Below are 16,534 nucleotides of genomic sequence, written 5' to 3'. Positions count from 1 at the left end.
GGCCGAGGTCGCGCGGTACGCCGACGGCGTCATCGTCGGCTCGGCGTTCGTCCGTCCGCTGCTCGACGCGTACGAGTCGGGGGACGCGACCGGCGGCATCGACGCGCTCGCGCGGGTCACCGCCGACCTGGCCGACGGCGTCCGCTCGGCGGTGCGGGGCGAGCGGTGAGCGCCGCGGTCCTGGCGTCGATCCCCAGCCCGCCGCAGGGCGTCTGGCACCTGGGTCCGTTCCCGGTGCGCGCGTACGCGATCGCGATCCTGCTGGGCATCGTCGCGGCGCTCTGGATGACCCGTCGCCGCTGGGCCGAGCGCGGGGGCGACCCCGACACCGTGCTCGAGATCTCCTTCTGGGCGGTGCCGTTCGGCATCGTCGGCGGCCGGATCTACCACGTCATCACGTCCCCGCAGGCGTACTTCGGCGAGGGCGGCGACCCGGTGCGCGCGCTGTTCATCTGGGAGGGCGGCCTCGGCATCTGGGGTGCGGTCGCGTTCGGCGCGGTGGGTGCCTGGATCGGCTGCCGTCGCCAGGGGGTCCGCCTCGCGCCGTTCGCCGACGCGCTCGCGCCCGGCCTGCTCGTCGCCCAGGCGATCGGCCGGCTGGGCAACTGGTTCAACCAGGAGCTGTTCGGCGGCCCGACGACGCTCCCGTGGGGCCTGCAGATCGACGACGCGCACCTGCCCGCCGGGTTCGAGTCCGGCACGCTGTTCCACCCGACGTTCCTCTACGAGATCCTCTGGAACCTCGCGGGTGCCGCGGTGCTCGTCTGGGCCGACCGCCGGTTCAAGCTGGGCCACGGCCGCGTGTTCTGGCTCTACGTCGTGATCTACACGACCGGCCGGCTGTGGATCGAGCTCGTGCGGATCGACCCGGCGAACACGATCCTGGGGCTTCGGGTCAACGTCTGGACGTCCATCATCGTGGGCCTCGGCGCGCTGGTAGCGTTCGTGGTGGTCGGGCGCCGTCATCCAGGGCGCGACACGACCCTCCTGCTGGCACCCCCGACCGCGCAGGACGACGAGGAGAGCACGTCCGAGGCCGCTCGCTGACCGCGAGCGGGGTGTGACCCACCTCACAAAGTGGCGATGCGGCTCGCAATGTTTCCGGGTTGTATCGTCACCCCACGTTTGGGCCGACGACGTCCCGCGTTCCCCCCATGTTCGTCAAACCCCGGCCCCCGGGGATCGTGAGGACGGTGCAGATGTCGACGTCGCACGTGAGCCCTGACGCGCTCGTCACGCGGTCGGGCGCGGCGCAGCAGGGTCTCTACGACCCCGCCGCCGAGCACGACGCCTGCGGCTTCGCCTTCGTCGCCACCCTGCGTGGCACCCCCGGTCGCGACATCGTCGACGCCGGTCTGACGGCGCTGCTCAACCTCGACCACCGCGGCGCCGTGGGCGCCGAGGAGGACAGCGGCGACGGTGCGGGGATCCTCACCCAGATCCCCGACGCGTTCCTGCGCGACGTCGTCGACGCCGAGCTCCCGCCCGCCGGGTTCTACGCGATCGGCATGGCGTTCCTCCCGGTCGACGAGGTCGAGCAGCGCACGGTCGTCGCCGCGGTCGAGGCCATCGCCGCCGAGGAGAAGCTCGACGTGCTCGCGTGGCGCGACGTCGTCGTCACGGCCGACCTCGTCGGGCCCACCGCGCGCGCGTCGATGCCCGTCTTCCGGCAGCTCGTCGTCGCCGACCCCTCACGCGAGCTCGCGGGCCTGGACCTCGACCGCCGCGCGTACCGGCTGCGCAAGCGCGCCGAGCGCGAGCTGGGCCTCTACTTCGCGTCGCTGTCGTCGCGCACGCTCGCGTACAAGGGCATGCTCACGACGGGCCAGCTCGAGCCGTTCTTCGCCGACCTGTCCGACCCGCGCTACGCGTCCGAGATCGCCCTCGTGCACTCGCGGTTCTCGACCAACACGTTCCCGTCGTGGCCGCTCGCGCAGCCGTTCCGCCTCGTCGCGCACAACGGCGAGATCAACACGGTGCGCGGCAACCGCAACTGGATGGCGGCGCGCGAGGGCACCCTCGCGAGCGAGGCGCTCGGCGACCTCGCGCCGCTGCTGCCGGTCTGCACCCCCGGCGGCTCGGACTCGGGCAGCTTCGACGAGGTGCTCGAGCTGCTGCACCTGTCGGGCCGCTCGCTGCCGCACGCGGTCATGATGATGATCCCGGAGGCGTGGGAGAACCACGCCCAGATGGACCCGGCCCGGCGTGCGTTCTACGAGTACCACTCGACGCTCATGGAGCCGTGGGACGGGCCGGCGGCGATGACCTTCACGGACGGCACGCTCATCGGCTCGGTGCAGGACCGCAACGGCCTGCGCCCCGGCCGGTACTGGGTCACCGAGGACGGCCTCGTCGTGTGCGCGTCGGAGGCCGGCGTGCTCGACCTCGACCCGGCGACGGTCGTCGCGAAGGGCCGCCTCGAGCCGGGTCGCATGTTCCTCGTCGACACCGGCAAGGGCCGGATCGTCGAGGACGACGAGATCAAGGCCCAGCTCGCGGCGCAGCGGCCGTACGCGGAGTGGGTCCGCGACCACTCCGTCTACCTCCAGCAGCTGCCCGAGCGCGAGCACGTCGCCCACTCGGCCGCGTCGGTCCGCCGTCGGCAGCGGACGTTCGGCTACACCGAGGAGGAGCTCAAGGTCCTGCTCGCGCCCATGGCGGCCGCCGGAGCCGAGCCGCTCGGTGCGATGGGGTCCGACACGCCCGTCGCGGTGCTGTCGAACCGGCCGCGCATGCTGTTCGACTACTTCACGCAGATGTTCGCGCAGGTGACGAACCCGCCGCTCGACGCCATCCGCGAGGAGCTGGTCACCGCGATCGGCGGCGCGATCGGCCCCGAGCCGAACCTGCTCGAGGACGGCCCCGGCCACGCGCGCAAGCTCGTGCTGCCGTTCCCCGTCCTGGACAACGACCAGCTCGCCAAGATCGTGCACGTCCAGAAGGAGCCGTCGCTCGGCTTCCGCGCGACGACGATCCGCGGCCTGTACCGGGCGGCCGGCGGGGGAGCGGCCCTCGAGGCGCGCCTCGAGGAGATCTTCGCCGAGGTCGACCGCGCGGTTGCCGACGGCGTGAGCTTCCTCGTGCTGTCCGACCGCAACTCCGACGCCGAGCTCGCGCCGATCCCGTCGCTGCTGCTGCTGTCCGCGGTGCACCACCACACGCTGCGCCGGCACACCCGCACGCAGATCTCGCTCGTGGTCGAGGCCGGCGACGTCCGCGAGGTGCACCACGTCGCGCTGCTCATCGGCTACGGCGCGGCCGCGGTGAACCCGTACCTCGCGATGGAGTCCGTCGAGGACCTCGCGCGCAACGGCTACCTGCCCGGCGTCTCGCCCGAGAAGGCCGTCAAGAACCTCATCAAGGCGCTCGGCAAGGGCGTCCTCAAGGTCATGTCGAAGATGGGCATCTCGACGATCGCGTCGTACCGCGGCGCGCAGGTGTTCGAGGCCATCGGCCTGTCGCAGCCGCTCGTCGACCGGTACTTCACGGGCACGACGAGCCGCCTGGGCGGCATCGGCCTCGACGTCATCGCGGCCGAGGTCGCGGCGCGGCACGAGGACGCGTACCCCGCGTCCGGCAACCGCCAGCCGCACCAGCGGCTCGCGGTCGGCGGCGAGTACCAGTGGCGCCGCGACGGCGAGGACCACCTGTTCGACCCTGAGACGGTGTTCCGCCTGCAGCACTCGACCCGCACGCGCCAGATGGACGTGTTCCGCGAGTACACGCACCGCGTCGACGAGCAGTCGTCGCGGCTCATGACGCTGCGCGGCCTGCTCGCGTTCAGGGACGGCGTGCGCCAGCCGGTGCCCGTCGACGAGGTCGAGCCCGTCAGCGAGATCGTCAAGCGGTTCAACACCGGCGCGATGTCGTACGGCTCGATCTCCGCGGAGGCCCACGAGACGCTTGCGATCGCGATGAACCGCCTCGGCGGCAAGTCGAACACGGGTGAGGGCGGCGAGGACCCGGAGCGCCTGTACGACCCCGAGCGGCGCTCGGCGATCAAGCAGATCGCGTCCGGCCGGTTCGGCGTCACGAGCGAGTACCTCACGCACGCGGACGACATCCAGATCAAGCTCGCGCAGGGCGCCAAGCCCGGCGAGGGCGGTCAGCTGCCCGGCCACAAGGTGTACCCGTGGGTGGCCAAGACGCGGCACTCGACGCCCGGCGTGGGCCTCATCTCGCCGCCGCCGCACCACGACATCTACTCGATCGAGGACCTCGCGCAGCTCATCCACGACGCGAAGAACGCGAACCCGTCGGCGCGGATCCACACCAAGCTGGTCTCCGAGTTCGGCGTGGGCACGATCGCCGCGGGCGTGGCCAAGGCGCACTCCGACGTCGTGCTCATCTCGGGCCACGACGGCGGCACGGGCGCCAGCCCGCTGACGTCGCTCAAGCACGCCGGCACGCCGTGGGAGATCGGCCTCGCCGAGACCCAGCAGACGCTGGTCCTCAACAACCTGCGCGACCGCGTCGTCGTCCAGGTGGACGGGCAGCTCAAGACGGGCCGCGACGTCGTGATCGGCGCGCTCCTGGGCGCCGAGGAGTTCGGGTTCGCGACCGCGCCGCTCGTCGTGTCGGGCTGCATCATGATGCGCGTCTGCCACCTCGACACGTGCCCGGTCGGCGTCGCGACGCAGAACCCCGAGCTGCGGTCGCGGTTCACCGGCAAGCCCGAGTTCGTCGTCACGTTCTTCGAGTTCATCGCGCAGGAGGTGCGCGAGCTGCTCGCGCAGCTCGGCTTCCGGTCGATCGAGGAGGCCGTGGGCCACGTCGAGCTGCTGGACACGCGCGCCGCGGTCGACCACTGGAAGGCCGAGGGCCTCGACCTGACGCCGGTGCTCGCGGTCCCGGACCCGCTGCCGGGGTCGACGCTGCACAACTCCGCGACGCAGGACCACGGCCTGGACCGTGCGCTCGACAACCAGCTGATCTCGCTCGCGACCGACGCGCTCGAGCGGCAGGAGCCCGTGCGCATCGCCCTGCCGATCCGCAACGTCAACCGCACGGTCGGCACGATGCTCGGCCACGAGGTCACCAAGCGGTACGGCGGCGCGGGTCTGCCCGACGACACGATCGACGTGACCGTCACGGGCTCGGCCGGTCAGTCGTTCGGCGCGTTCCTGCCCCGCGGCATCACGCTGCGGCTGTTCGGCGACGCGAACGACTACGTCGCGAAGGGCCTGTCGGGCGGCCGGATCGTCGTGCGCCCCGACCGCAGCGCGGTGCTCTCGCAGCACGACGTGGTCGCGGGCAACGTCATCGGCTACGGCGCGACGTCCGGGCAGGTCTTCCTGCGCGGCCGGGTCGGCGAGCGGTTCGGCGTCCGCAACTCGGGCGCGACGCTGGTCGTCGAGGGCGTGGGCGACCACGGCCTCGAGTACATGACCGGCGGCACCGTCGTGGTCCTCGGCCGCACCGGCCGCAACCTCGGCGCCGGCATGTCGGGCGGCACGGCGTACGTGCTCGACCTCGACGTGCCGCTCGTCAACCTCGAGGCGGTCCGCTCCGGCGAGCTGTCTCTCGACCCCCTCGACGACGAGGACGCCGCTCTCGTCGAGAGCCTGCTGCGCACCCACCTGGAGGAGACCGGCTCGCCGGTCGCCGCGCAGCTGCTCGAGGACCCGACGGCGACCCGGGCGCGGTTCACGCGCCTCCTGCCCACCGAGTACGCCCGCGTCCGTCGTGCGCTCGCGCAGGCCGAGGCCGACGGCCTCGACCCCGCGGCGCCCGGCGTGTGGGACCAGATCCTGGAGGTGGCCCGTGGCTGACCCCCGCGGCTTCCTGAAGGTGCGGGAGCGCGAGCTCCCGCCCAACCGCCCGGTCGAGGTGCGTCTGCGCGACTGGAAGGACGTCCACGCCCACCGGCAGGACGGCCAGCCGTACCTGAAGGAGCAGGCGGGCCGCTGCATGGACTGCGGCATCCCGTTCTGCCACAACGGCTGCCCGCTCGGGAACCTCATCCCCGAGTGGAACGACCTGGTGTGGCGCGGGCAGTGGTCGGACGCGATCGACCGCCTGCACGCGACGAACAACTTCCCCGAGTTCACGGGCCGCATCTGCCCGGCGCCGTGCGAGTCGAGCTGCGTGCTCGGCATCAACCAGCCGCCGGTGACGATCAAGAACGTCGAGGTCTCGATCATCGACGAGGCGTTCGACCGCGGGTACGTGACGCCGCAGGTGCCGCAGCGCCTCACCGGGCACACCGTGGCGGTCGTCGGCTCCGGGCCTGCGGGCCTCGCGGCCGCGCAGCAGCTCACGCGCGCGGGCCACACGGTCGCCGTGTACGAGCGGGACGACGCGGTCGGCGGCCTGCTGCGCTACGGCGTGCCGGACTTCAAGCTCGAGAAGGTCCACATCGACCGCCGCCTCGCGCAGATGGAGGCCGAGGGCACCCGGTTCCGCCCGGGTGTCGAGATCGGCCGCGACATCACGTGGGAGCAGCTGCAGGCCCGCTACGACGCGATCGTCATCGCGACCGGGGCGACCGTCCCGCGCGAGCTGCAGGTGCCGGGCAAGGAGCTCGGCGGCGTGCACGTCGCGATGGACTTCCTGCACCAGGCCAATGCCGTCGCGGCCGGCCGTGAGGTGCCGGACCAGATCACCGCGACCGGCAAGCACGTCGTCATCATCGGCGGCGGTGACACCGGCTCGGACTGCCTCGGCACCGCGCTGCGCCAGGGCGCGGCGTCCGTCACGACGCTCGCGATCGGCAAGCGCCCGCCCGAGGAGCGCCCCGCGCACCAGCCGTGGCCGACCGACCCGATCCTGTTCGAGGTGTCGTCCTCGCACGAGGAGGGCGGTGAGCGCGACTACCTCGCGTCGACCGTCGAGTTCCTCCCCGGCGAGGACGGCAACGTCGCACGCCTGCGCCTCGCGACCACCGAGTACCTCTCCGACGGCCGTCGCGTCCCGACGCCCGGCACCGAGCGGGACATCCCGGCCGACCTCGTGCTCGTCGCCATGGGCTTCACCGGCCCGGAGACCGCGCCCCTGACCGAGCAGCTGGGCGTCGAGCTCACCGCGCGTGGCCTCGTCACCCGGTCGGACGACTTCTCCACGACCGTCCCCGGCGTGTTCGTGGCCGGCGACGCCGGTCGCGGGCAGTCTCTCGTCGTGTGGGCGATCGCGGAGGGCCGTGCCGCGGCCGCCGCCGTCGACACCTATCTGTCGGGGGGCACCGAGCTGCCCTCACCGGTCACGGCCAGCACCGTGGCGCTGCGCCCCTGACCCCACCAGGACCGTCACGTCCTACCGGTCGGGGCCAGGGCCTCCACCGGGACGTTGGTCCGACCACGCCCACCAGGAAGGCATAGGCTCAGAGCCATGCGTAGAGCAAAGATCGTCTGCACCATCGGACCCGCGACGGAGTCCGCCGAGCAGATCCAGGCCCTCGTCGACGCCGGGATGGACGTCGCACGGATCAACCGCAGCCACGGCGACACCGAGGCGCACAAGAAGGTCTACGACAACGTGCGCGCGGCGTCGAAGGCCTCGGGCCGCTCGGTCGCGGTCCTCGTCGACCTCCAGGGTCCGAAGATCCGCCTCGGCCGGTTCGTCGAGGGTCGCCACGACCTCGCCGTGGGCGACGTGTTCACGATCACGACGGACGACATCGAGGGCACCAAGGAGCGTGTCTCGACGACGTTCAAGGGCCTCGTCGGCGACGTCTCGCCCGGCGACCCGATCCTCATCGACGACGGCAAGGTGCTCGTCCGCGTCACGGCCGTCGAGGGCAACGACGTCATCACGCGCGTCGAGGTCCCGGGCCCCGTCTCGAACAACAAGGGCCTGAACCTGCCGGGCGTCGCGGTGTCCGTCCCCGCGATGAGCGACAAGGACGAGGCCGACCTGCGCTGGGCGATCCAGATCGGCGCCGACATCATCGCGCTGTCGTTCGTGCGCAACGCCGCGGACTACGACGACGTCCGCCGGATCATGGAGGAGGAGGGCCGGGTCGTCCCGGTCGTCGCCAAGATCGAGAAGCCGCAGGCCGTCGACAACCTGGCGGAGATCGTCGCCGCGTTCGACGGCATCATGGTCGCGCGCGGCGACCTGGGCGTCGAGCTGCCGCTCGAGCAGGTTCCGCTCGTCCAGAAGCGCGCGGTCGAGCTCGCCCGCCGCAACGCGAAGCCGGTCATCGTCGCGACGCAGGTCCTCGAGTCGATGACGACGAACCCGCGCCCGACGCGCGCCGAGACCTCGGACTGCGCGAACGCGGTTCTCGACGGTGCGGACGCGGTCATGCTCTCGGGCGAGACGAGCGTCGGCGACTACCCGATCGAGACGGTCCGCACGATGGCCCGGATCATCGAGGCGACCGAGGAGCTCGGTCGTGAGCGCATCGCCCCGCTCGGCTCGACCCCGCACACGCGCGGTGGCGCGATCACCCGCGCGGCCGCCGAGATCGGCGAGACGCTGGGCGTGAAGTACCTCGTGACGTTCACGCAGTCCGGTGACTCGGCGCGGCGCATGTCGCGCCTGCGGTCGTCGATCCCGCTGCTGGCCTTCACGCCGGTCGAGTCGGTGCGCAACGTGCTGTCCCTGAGCTGGGGCACGCAGACGTACCAGGTGCCCACGGTCGAGAGCACGGACCACATGGTCGCGCAGGTCGACCAGACGCTGCGCGCGAACGGCCTCGCCGAGGTGGGCGACTACGTCGTCGTGGTCTCGGGTGCGCCGGTCGGCGTGGTCGGGTCGACGAACTCGATCGTCGTGCACAAGATCGGCGACGAGGAGAACCCGGGCGGTCGCGTCGCCTGACGCACGCGACGTCACGCCCGACGGCACGCAGGTGCCGCTGAGCGACACGAACGGGCCCCGGTCTTCCGGGGCCCGTTCGTCGTCCCGGCGGCGAAGGCCGACGACGAGGGAGGGTGCGGTGCGCGAGCTCGTCGTGCTGGGGACCGCGTCGCAGGCGCCGACGCGCACGCGCAACCACAACGGCTACCTGCTGCGGTGGGACGACCAGGGTCTGCTGTTCGACCCCGGCGAGGGCACGCAGCGGCAGCTGCTGCTGGCGGGTGTCGCGTCGTCGGCGATCACGCGGATCTGCCTGACGCACGCGCACGGCGACCACACGTTCGGGCTGCCCGGCATCCTGTCGCGCATGTCGCTGGACGAGGTCGCGCACCCCGTCCCGGTGCACTACCCGGTGTCTGCGGAGCCCGTGGTGCGCGCGCTCGTCGACGCCGGCCACGACGTCGTCGTCCACACCGGCACCAAGTTCGCGTCGGCGGTCGCCGCGACCGGGGCCACCGCCGCACCCGTCGTGCACGGCCGCGACCTCGACGACGCCGAGCTCGACGCCTGGTCCGCGGCGCACGGCGCGCCGGAGCCGGGTGTGAAGCGGCTCCAGTGGGACGTCCTGCACCACTTCCTCGGACCCGTGCCGGGCGACCTCGCCGACCTCGAGGCGGTCGTCGCGGGCTGGCGCCCGGACGTCGTCGTCACCGACACCACGGGCATCGCGGGCGCGCTGCTCGCACGCCGGCACGGGATCCCGTCGGTCCAGCTGACCGTCACGCCGCTGCCCGTGTCGAGCCGCGACACCGCGCCGTTCGGCACCGGGCTCCAGCCGCCGCGCACGGGTCTGCAGGCGCTCCGGTACCGCGTGCTCGACGCGTTCATCAAGCGGGTCGTGTTCAAGGACGCGCAGCGGGCCGCGCTCGCGCTCGTCGACGAGGCCGGGGTCGACCGTCCCGACGGGTTCTTCCTCGACTGGATGCCGACGTTCGCGACCCGCGTGCTGCACCTGTCGGTGCCGTCGCTCGAGTACCCGCGCAGCGACCTCCCGGCGAACGTCGAGACGGTCGGTGCGGTGCTGCCGCGCGGCGTCGACCTGTTCGAGCCGCCGGTGTGGTGGCCCGACGTCCTCGCCGCGAAGGCCGACGGCAGGCCCGTCGTGCTGGTCACGCAGGGCACCGTCGCGACCGACCCCTCGCGGCTGCTCTACCCCGCGGTCGAGGCCCTCACCGGCACGCGTGCGCTCGTCGTCCTCACGACGGCCACCGCCGAGCCGGAGGACGTCTTCGCGGGCGAGCTGCCCGCGAACGTGCGCGCCGCGCGCTTCGTGCCGTTCGAGCAGCTCCTGCCGCTCGTCGACGTCATGGTGACGAACGGCGGGTTCGGGGGAGTGCAGCAGGCGCTCGCGGCCGGTGTCCCGCTCGTCGTCGCCGGTCGGACGGAGGACAAGGCGGAGGTCGGGGCGCGCGTCGCGTGGTCGGGCGTCGGGGTCGCGCTGCGGACCGACCCGACGACCGACGCGACGACCACCCGGGCGGTGGCCGACGGCGTCCGGCGCGTGCTCGAGGAGCCGTCGTTCGCGCGCCGTGCGCAGGAGCTCGCGGCCGAGTACGCGCGGTACGACGCCGTGGCGCGCGTCGTCGAGGTCGTCGAGGGCCTCGCGGGGGAGCAGGCGACCGCGACGGAGGCGGCCGCGGCCTGACGTGGGCCGTGTCGGGGCCGGGCAAGGGCAGCCGTCGGAGGGCGCGGGGGCGTCCCCGGCGGCCCCGTCCCCGACGGGCGGCTTTTGGCGGCGGCTCGTCGTGGTGGCGTACCATCGAGGGTCGCGTGCGCGTGCCGGCAGGCAGCGCCGCCCGAACCGTCCGGCGCCGCACTCGCCGGTACCCACCCGAATCAGTTGGAGACCATCGAAGTGAAGAGCGCCGTCGAGACCCTGGAGCCCACCAAGGTCAAGCTGACCGTCGAGGTGACGTACGACGAGCTCAAGCCGAGCATCGAGCACGCGTACCAGCACATCGCCGAGCAGGTCAACGTGCCGGGCTTCCGCAAGGGCAAGGTGCCCCCGCGCATCATCGACCAGCGCGTCGGTCGTCCGGCCGTCATCGAGCACGCCGTCAACGAGGGTCTGTCGGGCTTCTACGCCGAGGCCGTCCGCGAGAACAAGCTGCGCCCGCTCGGTCAGCCCGAGGTCGAGGTCACCAAGGTCCCCGGCCTCGTCGCCGGCGAGGACCAGGGCGAGCTGCACTTCACCGCCGAGGTCGAGGTCCGCCCCGAGATCACCGTCCCGGCGCTCGACGGCCTGACCCTCACCGTCGACGACGTCGAGGTCTCCGACGAGGACGTGCAGGGCCGTCTCGACGCGCTGCGCGAGCGCTTCGGCACGCTGGTCGGCGTCGACCGCCCGGCCGCCGAGGGCGACTTCGTCGTGCTCGACCTGACCGCCACGATCAACGGCGACGAGGTCGACTCGGTCTCCGGCGTCAGCTACCAGATCGGCTCGGGCAACATGCTCGAGGGCCTCGACGAGGCGCTCACCGGCCTGTCCGCGGGCGAGACGACGACGTTCGTCACGAGCCTCGCGGGCGGCGAGCACGCGGGCGAGGAGGCGCAGGTCTCCGTCACCGCGACGAACGTCAAGGAGCGCCAGCTCCCCGACGCCGACGACGACTTCGCGCAGCTCGCGTCCGAGTTCGACACGCTCGACGAGCTCACGGCTGACCTGCGCGAGCAGGCGTCGCGCATCAAGGCGTCGAACCAGGCCGTCCAGGCCCGTGACCTGCTGCTCGAGAAGCTCCTCGAGGGCACCGAGATCCCCGTCCCGCAGGGCGTCGTCGACGCCGAGGTGCACCGCCACCTCGAGGGCGAGGGTCGTCTCGAGGACGACGAGCACCGTGCCGAGGTCGGCGAGCAGGCGACGACCGCGCTGCGCAACCAGATCCTCCTCGACACGCTCGCCGAGCAGCTCGAGATCAAGATCAGCCAGCAGGAGCTGCTCGACTACCTCGTGAGCGCGTCGCGCCAGTACGGCATGGACCCGAACACGTTCATCCAGACGGTCGACCAGCAGGGCCAGATCCCGGCCATGGTCGCCGAGGTCGCCCGCTCCAAGGCCCTCGCCGTCGCGCTGCGCCGCGTCGCCGTGACCGACGGCGCCGGCACGGCCGTCGACCTGGCGGAGTTCATCGGCACGGACGAGGAGGACGCCGCCGCGGACGCCGCCGAGCAGGCCGCCGCCGGTGCGACGACCGACGCCGCGACCGACATCTCCGGGATCGCGGACGCGCCGGTCGAGACCGAGGACGCCAAGGCCTGATCCGCCGTCCGGGCGACCGGACGCACCCGTCGAGGGCCCCGCACCGCAGGTCGGTGCGGGGCCCTCGCCGTCGGGGCTGCGCCGACAGCGAAACCCCCGGCCGCGGGGCCCTGACCGGCGCCTCGTGCGCGTTAGGGTCGCAGCAGCGCACGGCCGGCAGGGGACGTCCCGACGGCCCGGTGCAGCACCACCCGCAGGACAGTGCGTCGAAGGACGCGAACGCCAGACGAAGGAGCCTTCGTGAACGTGCAGGTGCCGGCGATGGCCCGGGCAGACTCCCCGGGTCTCGGCCTCAACGACTCCATCTACAACCGACTGCTCCGCGAGCGGATCATCTGGCTCGGCTCCGAGGTGCGCGACGAGAACGCGAACGCCATCTGCGCGCAGATGATGCTGCTGGCCGCCGAGGACCCCGAGAAGGACATCTGGCTGTACATCAACTCGCCGGGTGGCTCGATCACGGCGGGCATGGCGATCTACGACACCATGCAGTACATCCAGCCGGACGTCGCGACGATCGCGATGGGCATGGCCGCGTCGATGGGGCAGTTCCTGCTCTCGTCGGGCGCGAAGGGCAAGCGCTACGCCACGCCGCACGCGCGCGTCATGATGCACCAGCCCTCGGGCGGCATCGGCGGCACGGCGACCGACGTCCGCATCAACGCGCAGCTGATCCTCCACATGAAGACGGTGCTCGCCGAGCTGACGGCCGAGCAGACCGGCAAGAGCGTGGAGCAGATCAACTCCGACGCGGACCGCGACCGCTGGTTCACGGCGCCCGAGGCCCTCGAGTACGGCTTCATCGACCACGTCGTCGAGACGGCGGGGTCCGTCACGGGCGGCGGCGGCACCGCCTGAGCGGCGCCCCGACCCGACGACCCTTCCGCGACCTTCTGAGGAGACCCTCGTGAGCATCGAGTCCCAGTTCATCGCCCGTGCGGGCCGGCTCGCCGGTCCCGGCGGCCAGGCCCCGCAGGGCCCCGTCGGCCGCTACGTGCTGCCGCAGTTCGAGGAGCGCACGGCCTACGGCTTCAAGCGCCAGGACCCCTACACCAAGCTGTTCGAGGACCGGATCATCTTCCTCGGCGTGCAGGTGGACGACGCGTCCGCGGACGACGTCATGGCCCAGCTGCTCGTGCTCGAGAGCACGGACCCGGACCGCGACATCACGCTGTACATCAACTCGCCCGGTGGCTCGTTCACGGCGCTGACGGCCATCTACGACACGATGCAGTACATCAAGCCGCAGCTCGTGACGGTCTGCCTCGGGCAGGCGGCGTCGGCGGCGGCGGTGCTGCTCGCGGCGGGCTCGCCCGGCAAGCGCCTGGCGCTGCCGAACGCGCGCGTGCTGATCCACCAGCCCGCGATGGAGGGCGGCGGCTACGCGCAGGCGTCCGACATCGAGATCCACGCGAACGAGCTCATCCGCATGCGCGAGTGGCTCGAGCAGACGATCGCGCACCACACGGGCCGCGACATCGAGCTCGTCCGCAAGGACATCGAGCGCGACAAGATCCTCACCGCGCAGCAGGCGCTCGAGTACGGGATCGTCGACCAGGTGCTCGAGAGCCGCAAGGGCGCGCACCCGACGGTGGTGCAGCCGACCGCCTGACACCCGACGGACGCCGCCGCGACCACCCGGTCCGGCGGCGTCCCGGTGGGGGACGCAGGTCCCGACGGTCGGACAATCCGGACGACCGTCCGAGGGACACGCCGCGCGCCACGGCGAGGTTCGGCTGACATCGGGCCCCGGGTGGTGTGCAATGGGAGGACGTCGCACCCGCGGGTGCGACGGGGACGACGCACCGCCCGTCGGGCGGAGGGCGGACACGGAGGAAGGGGACACGCGTGGCTCGAATCGGGGACGGAGCCGATCTCCTCAAGTGCTCGTTCTGCGGGAAGTCCCAGAAGCAGGTGAAGAAGCTCATCGCGGGCCCCGGGGTCTACATCTGCGACGAGTGCATCGAGCTGTGCAACGAGATCATCGAGGAAGAGCTCGCCGAGGCCACCGAGGTCGGCATGGTCGAGCTGCCCAAGCCGAAGGAGATCTTCGACTTCCTCGAGCAGTACATCATCGGCCAGGAGTCCGCGAAGCGGGCGCTGTCGGTCTCGGTGTACAACCACTACAAGCGCGTCCAGGCCGGTGAGCTGGGACGCAGCTCGGACGACCACGTCGAGATCGCGAAGTCGAACATCCTGCTGGTCGGCCCCACGGGCACCGGCAAGACGTACCTCGCGCAGACGCTGGCCCGCATGCTCAACGTCCCGTTCGCGATCGCCGACGCGACCGCGCTGACGGAGGCCGGCTACGTCGGCGAGGACGTCGAGAACATCCTCCTCAAGCTCATCCAGGCCGCCGACTACGACGTCAAGAAGGCCGAGCAGGGGATCATCTACATCGACGAGATCGACAAGATCGCCCGCAAGAGCGAGAACCCGTCGATCACGCGCGACGTCTCCGGCGAGGGCGTCCAGCAGGCGCTGCTGAAGATCATCGAGGGCACGACCGCCTCGGTCCCGCCGCAGGGCGGCCGCAAGCACCCGCACCAGGAGTTCATCCAGATCGACACGACGAACGTCCTGTTCATCGTGGCCGGCGCGTTCTCCGGGCTCGACGACATCATCGCGGCCCGCGCCCGCAAGCGCGTCGTCGGCTTCGGCGCCCCGCTGCTCGAGTCGCACGACGAGGGCGACCTGTTCGCCGAGGTCCGCCCCGAGGACCTGCAGAAGTACGGGCTCATCCCCGAGTTCATCGGGCGTCTGCCCGTCGTCGCCGCCGTGTCGCGGCTCGACCAGAGCGCGCTCGTGCGGATCCTGTCCGAGCCGCGCAACGCGCTCGTCAAGCAGTACCAGCGGATGTTCGAGATCGACGGCGTCGAGCTCGAGTTCGAGGACGAGGCCGTCGCCGCGATCGCCGACCAGGCGCTCCTGCGCGGCACCGGCGCGCGCGGTCTGCGGGCGATCATGGAGGAGGTCCTCCAGCAGGTGATGTTCGAGGTGCCGAGCCGCGACGACGTCGCCCGGGTCGTCATCACGCAGGACGTCGTGCTGGAGAACGTCAACCCGACGCTCGTGCCGCGCGAGACGCCGCGCGACAAGCGCACGCCGCGCGAGAAGAGCGCCTGAGCCGCCGTCCCGCGCCCCCGCACCACCCGAGCCCCCGACGGTCGCCGTCGGGGGCTCGGTCGTCTCCTGCCCGGGGTCCGGGGAGGCGGGTCAGCGCCGCCCGGGCGAGCGGCGGCCGAGCGCCTTGACGGCCTCGACGAGGACCAGCACGACGACCGCGATCGCGGCCGTGAGCGCCCAGTCGCGCGGCGCGATCGGGGCCGACTCGAACCAGTCGTGCATGAACGGCGCGTAGACGAACACCACCTGCAGCGCGAGGAGCGTGCCGACCGCGATCCACACGACCCTGTTCCCGACGAGCACGCGGGGCGTCAGGCTCGACGCGTGCAGGAACCGGCACGAGAACAGGAACGCGACCTGTCCGAGCGCGAGCATCGTGACCGCGCTGGTCTGCGCGACGCCGTCGGTCGCGCCGAGGTCTTTCTCGACGAGGTAGACGGCGAGGGTCGCGCCGCCGATGAGCAGCGACGCGCACACGACGAGCACGAGCGAGCGCCCCGACAGGACCGACTCCGACGGTGACCGCGGCGGGCGGTCCATGACCCCGGCTTCGGCTGGCTCGTAGGCGAGCGCGAGCGACAGCGTCACGGCCGTGACCAGGTTGACCCAGAGGATCTGCACGGGGGACAGCGGCAGCGCGAGGCCGAACAGCACGGCGACGAGGATGACGAGCGACTGCGCGCCGTTCGTCGGCAGCAGGAAGACGACGGACTTGCGGATGTTGTCGTAGATCCGCCGCCCCTCCTCGACGGCCCGCTCGATCGTCGCGAAGTTGTCGTCGGCGAGGACGATCTCCGCGGCCTCCTTCGTCGCCTCGGTGCCCTTGATCCCCATGGCGATGCCGACGTCGGCGCGGGTCAGCGCGGGGGCGTCGTTCACGCCGTCGCCGGTCATCGCGACGACCTCGCGGTGCGACTGCAGCGCGCGCACGATGCGGATCTTGTGCTCGGGGCTCGTGCGCGCGTAGACGTCGACGTCCTCGACGTGCACCCGGAGCTCCTCCTGGCTCATCGCCTCGAGCTCGGCGCCGGTCAGTGCCCGGACCTCGTCGCCGGGGCGGACGATGCCGAGCTCGCGTGCGATCGCGACGGCGGTGCCCGCGTGGTCGCCCGTGATCATCTTCACGGCGATGCCGGCGCGGTGGCAGTCCGCGATGGCCGCGACGGCCTCGGGGCGGGGCGGGTCGACGATGCCGACGACACCGAGCAGGACCAGGTCGTGCAGGTCGTCGAGGGCGAGCGCGGATGCGCCGGGGTCGGCGGGTCGTGCCGCGGCCGCCAGCACGCGCAGCCCCTGACCGCCGAGCTCGTCGATGGTCGCCTCCCACCGGGCGACGTCGAGGGGCTCGGG

At 72.1% G+C, this 16,534-nt stretch carries 10 protein-coding genes; 9 read left to right on the top strand and 1 reads right to left on the bottom strand.

Going from position 1 to position 16,534, the window contains the following annotated elements; genetic code table 11:
- The first annotated feature begins 165 nt into the window (after nucleotides 1-165).
- The 9 genes from lgt (at nucleotide 166) to clpX (ending at nucleotide 15,184) form a co-directional block, all read left to right on the top strand.
- The gene (gene lgt / locus HGA02_RS01525; RefSeq protein WP_168676834.1) at nucleotides 166-1,047 is read left to right on the top strand and encodes a prolipoprotein diacylglyceryl transferase; all 882 of its coding nucleotides are present in this window, start codon (nucleotides 166-168) and stop codon (nucleotides 1,045-1,047) included.
- 152 nt (nucleotides 1,048-1,199) lie between these two features.
- Entirely contained in the window at nucleotides 1,200-5,771 is a 4,572-nt protein-coding gene (gene gltB, locus HGA02_RS01520) for a glutamate synthase large subunit (RefSeq protein ID WP_168676831.1), read from the top strand.
- Complete coding sequence (locus tag HGA02_RS01515; protein ID WP_168676829.1) at nucleotides 5,764-7,230, top strand: glutamate synthase small subunit; 1,467 nt, start codon at nucleotides 5,764-5,766, stop codon at nucleotides 7,228-7,230. The genes gltB and HGA02_RS01515 overlap by 8 nt, the downstream gene beginning before the upstream one ends.
- A 96-nt stretch (nucleotides 7,231-7,326) precedes the next feature.
- Nucleotides 7,327-8,763 carry a pyruvate kinase gene (gene pyk / locus HGA02_RS01510; protein ID WP_124342525.1) on the top strand — a complete coding sequence of 479 codons (1,437 nt, stop codon included), beginning with the start codon at nucleotides 7,327-7,329 and terminating at the stop codon, nucleotides 8,761-8,763.
- A gap of 118 nt (nucleotides 8,764-8,881) precedes the next feature.
- The gene (locus tag HGA02_RS21560) at nucleotides 8,882-10,447 is read left to right on the top strand and encodes a nucleotide disphospho-sugar-binding domain-containing protein (protein WP_168676826.1); all 1,566 of its coding nucleotides are present in this window, start codon (nucleotides 8,882-8,884) and stop codon (nucleotides 10,445-10,447) included.
- Between the two features lie 210 nt (nucleotides 10,448-10,657).
- On the top strand, nucleotides 10,658-12,058 hold the full coding sequence (gene tig / locus HGA02_RS01500; RefSeq protein ID WP_168676842.1) for a trigger factor: 1,401 nt from the start codon (nucleotides 10,658-10,660) through the stop codon (nucleotides 12,056-12,058).
- 240 nt (nucleotides 12,059-12,298) lie between these two features.
- Nucleotides 12,299-12,916: an ATP-dependent Clp protease proteolytic subunit gene (locus HGA02_RS01495; RefSeq protein ID WP_425483021.1), complete on the top strand. Its 618-nt coding sequence runs from the start codon at nucleotides 12,299-12,301 to the stop codon at nucleotides 12,914-12,916.
- Between the two features lie 49 nt (nucleotides 12,917-12,965).
- Entirely contained in the window at nucleotides 12,966-13,670 is a 705-nt protein-coding gene (locus HGA02_RS01490; protein ID WP_124341611.1) for an ATP-dependent Clp protease proteolytic subunit, read from the top strand.
- A 236-nt stretch (nucleotides 13,671-13,906) separates the two neighbouring features.
- Nucleotides 13,907-15,184 (top strand): ATP-dependent Clp protease ATP-binding subunit ClpX, encoded by a 1,278-nt coding sequence (gene clpX / locus HGA02_RS01485; protein ID WP_168676824.1) that lies wholly within the window; start codon nucleotides 13,907-13,909, stop codon nucleotides 15,182-15,184.
- Nucleotides 15,185-15,274: 90 nt separating this feature from the next.
- On the opposite strand, the gene HGA02_RS01480 is transcribed toward clpX, so the two are convergent.
- Nucleotides 15,275-16,534 (bottom strand): HAD-IC family P-type ATPase (locus tag HGA02_RS01480; RefSeq protein ID WP_168676822.1); only part of this gene is annotated, 1,260 nt, incomplete at its 5' end.

Source organism: Cellulomonas septica (genome assembly GCF_012396155.1).
GTDB classification, from domain to species: Bacteria; Actinomycetota; Actinomycetes; order Actinomycetales; family Cellulomonadaceae; genus Cellulomonas; species Cellulomonas septica.
Note: the sequence above shows the minus strand (reverse complement) of the source record. Positions and strands in the feature narration are given on the sequence as shown.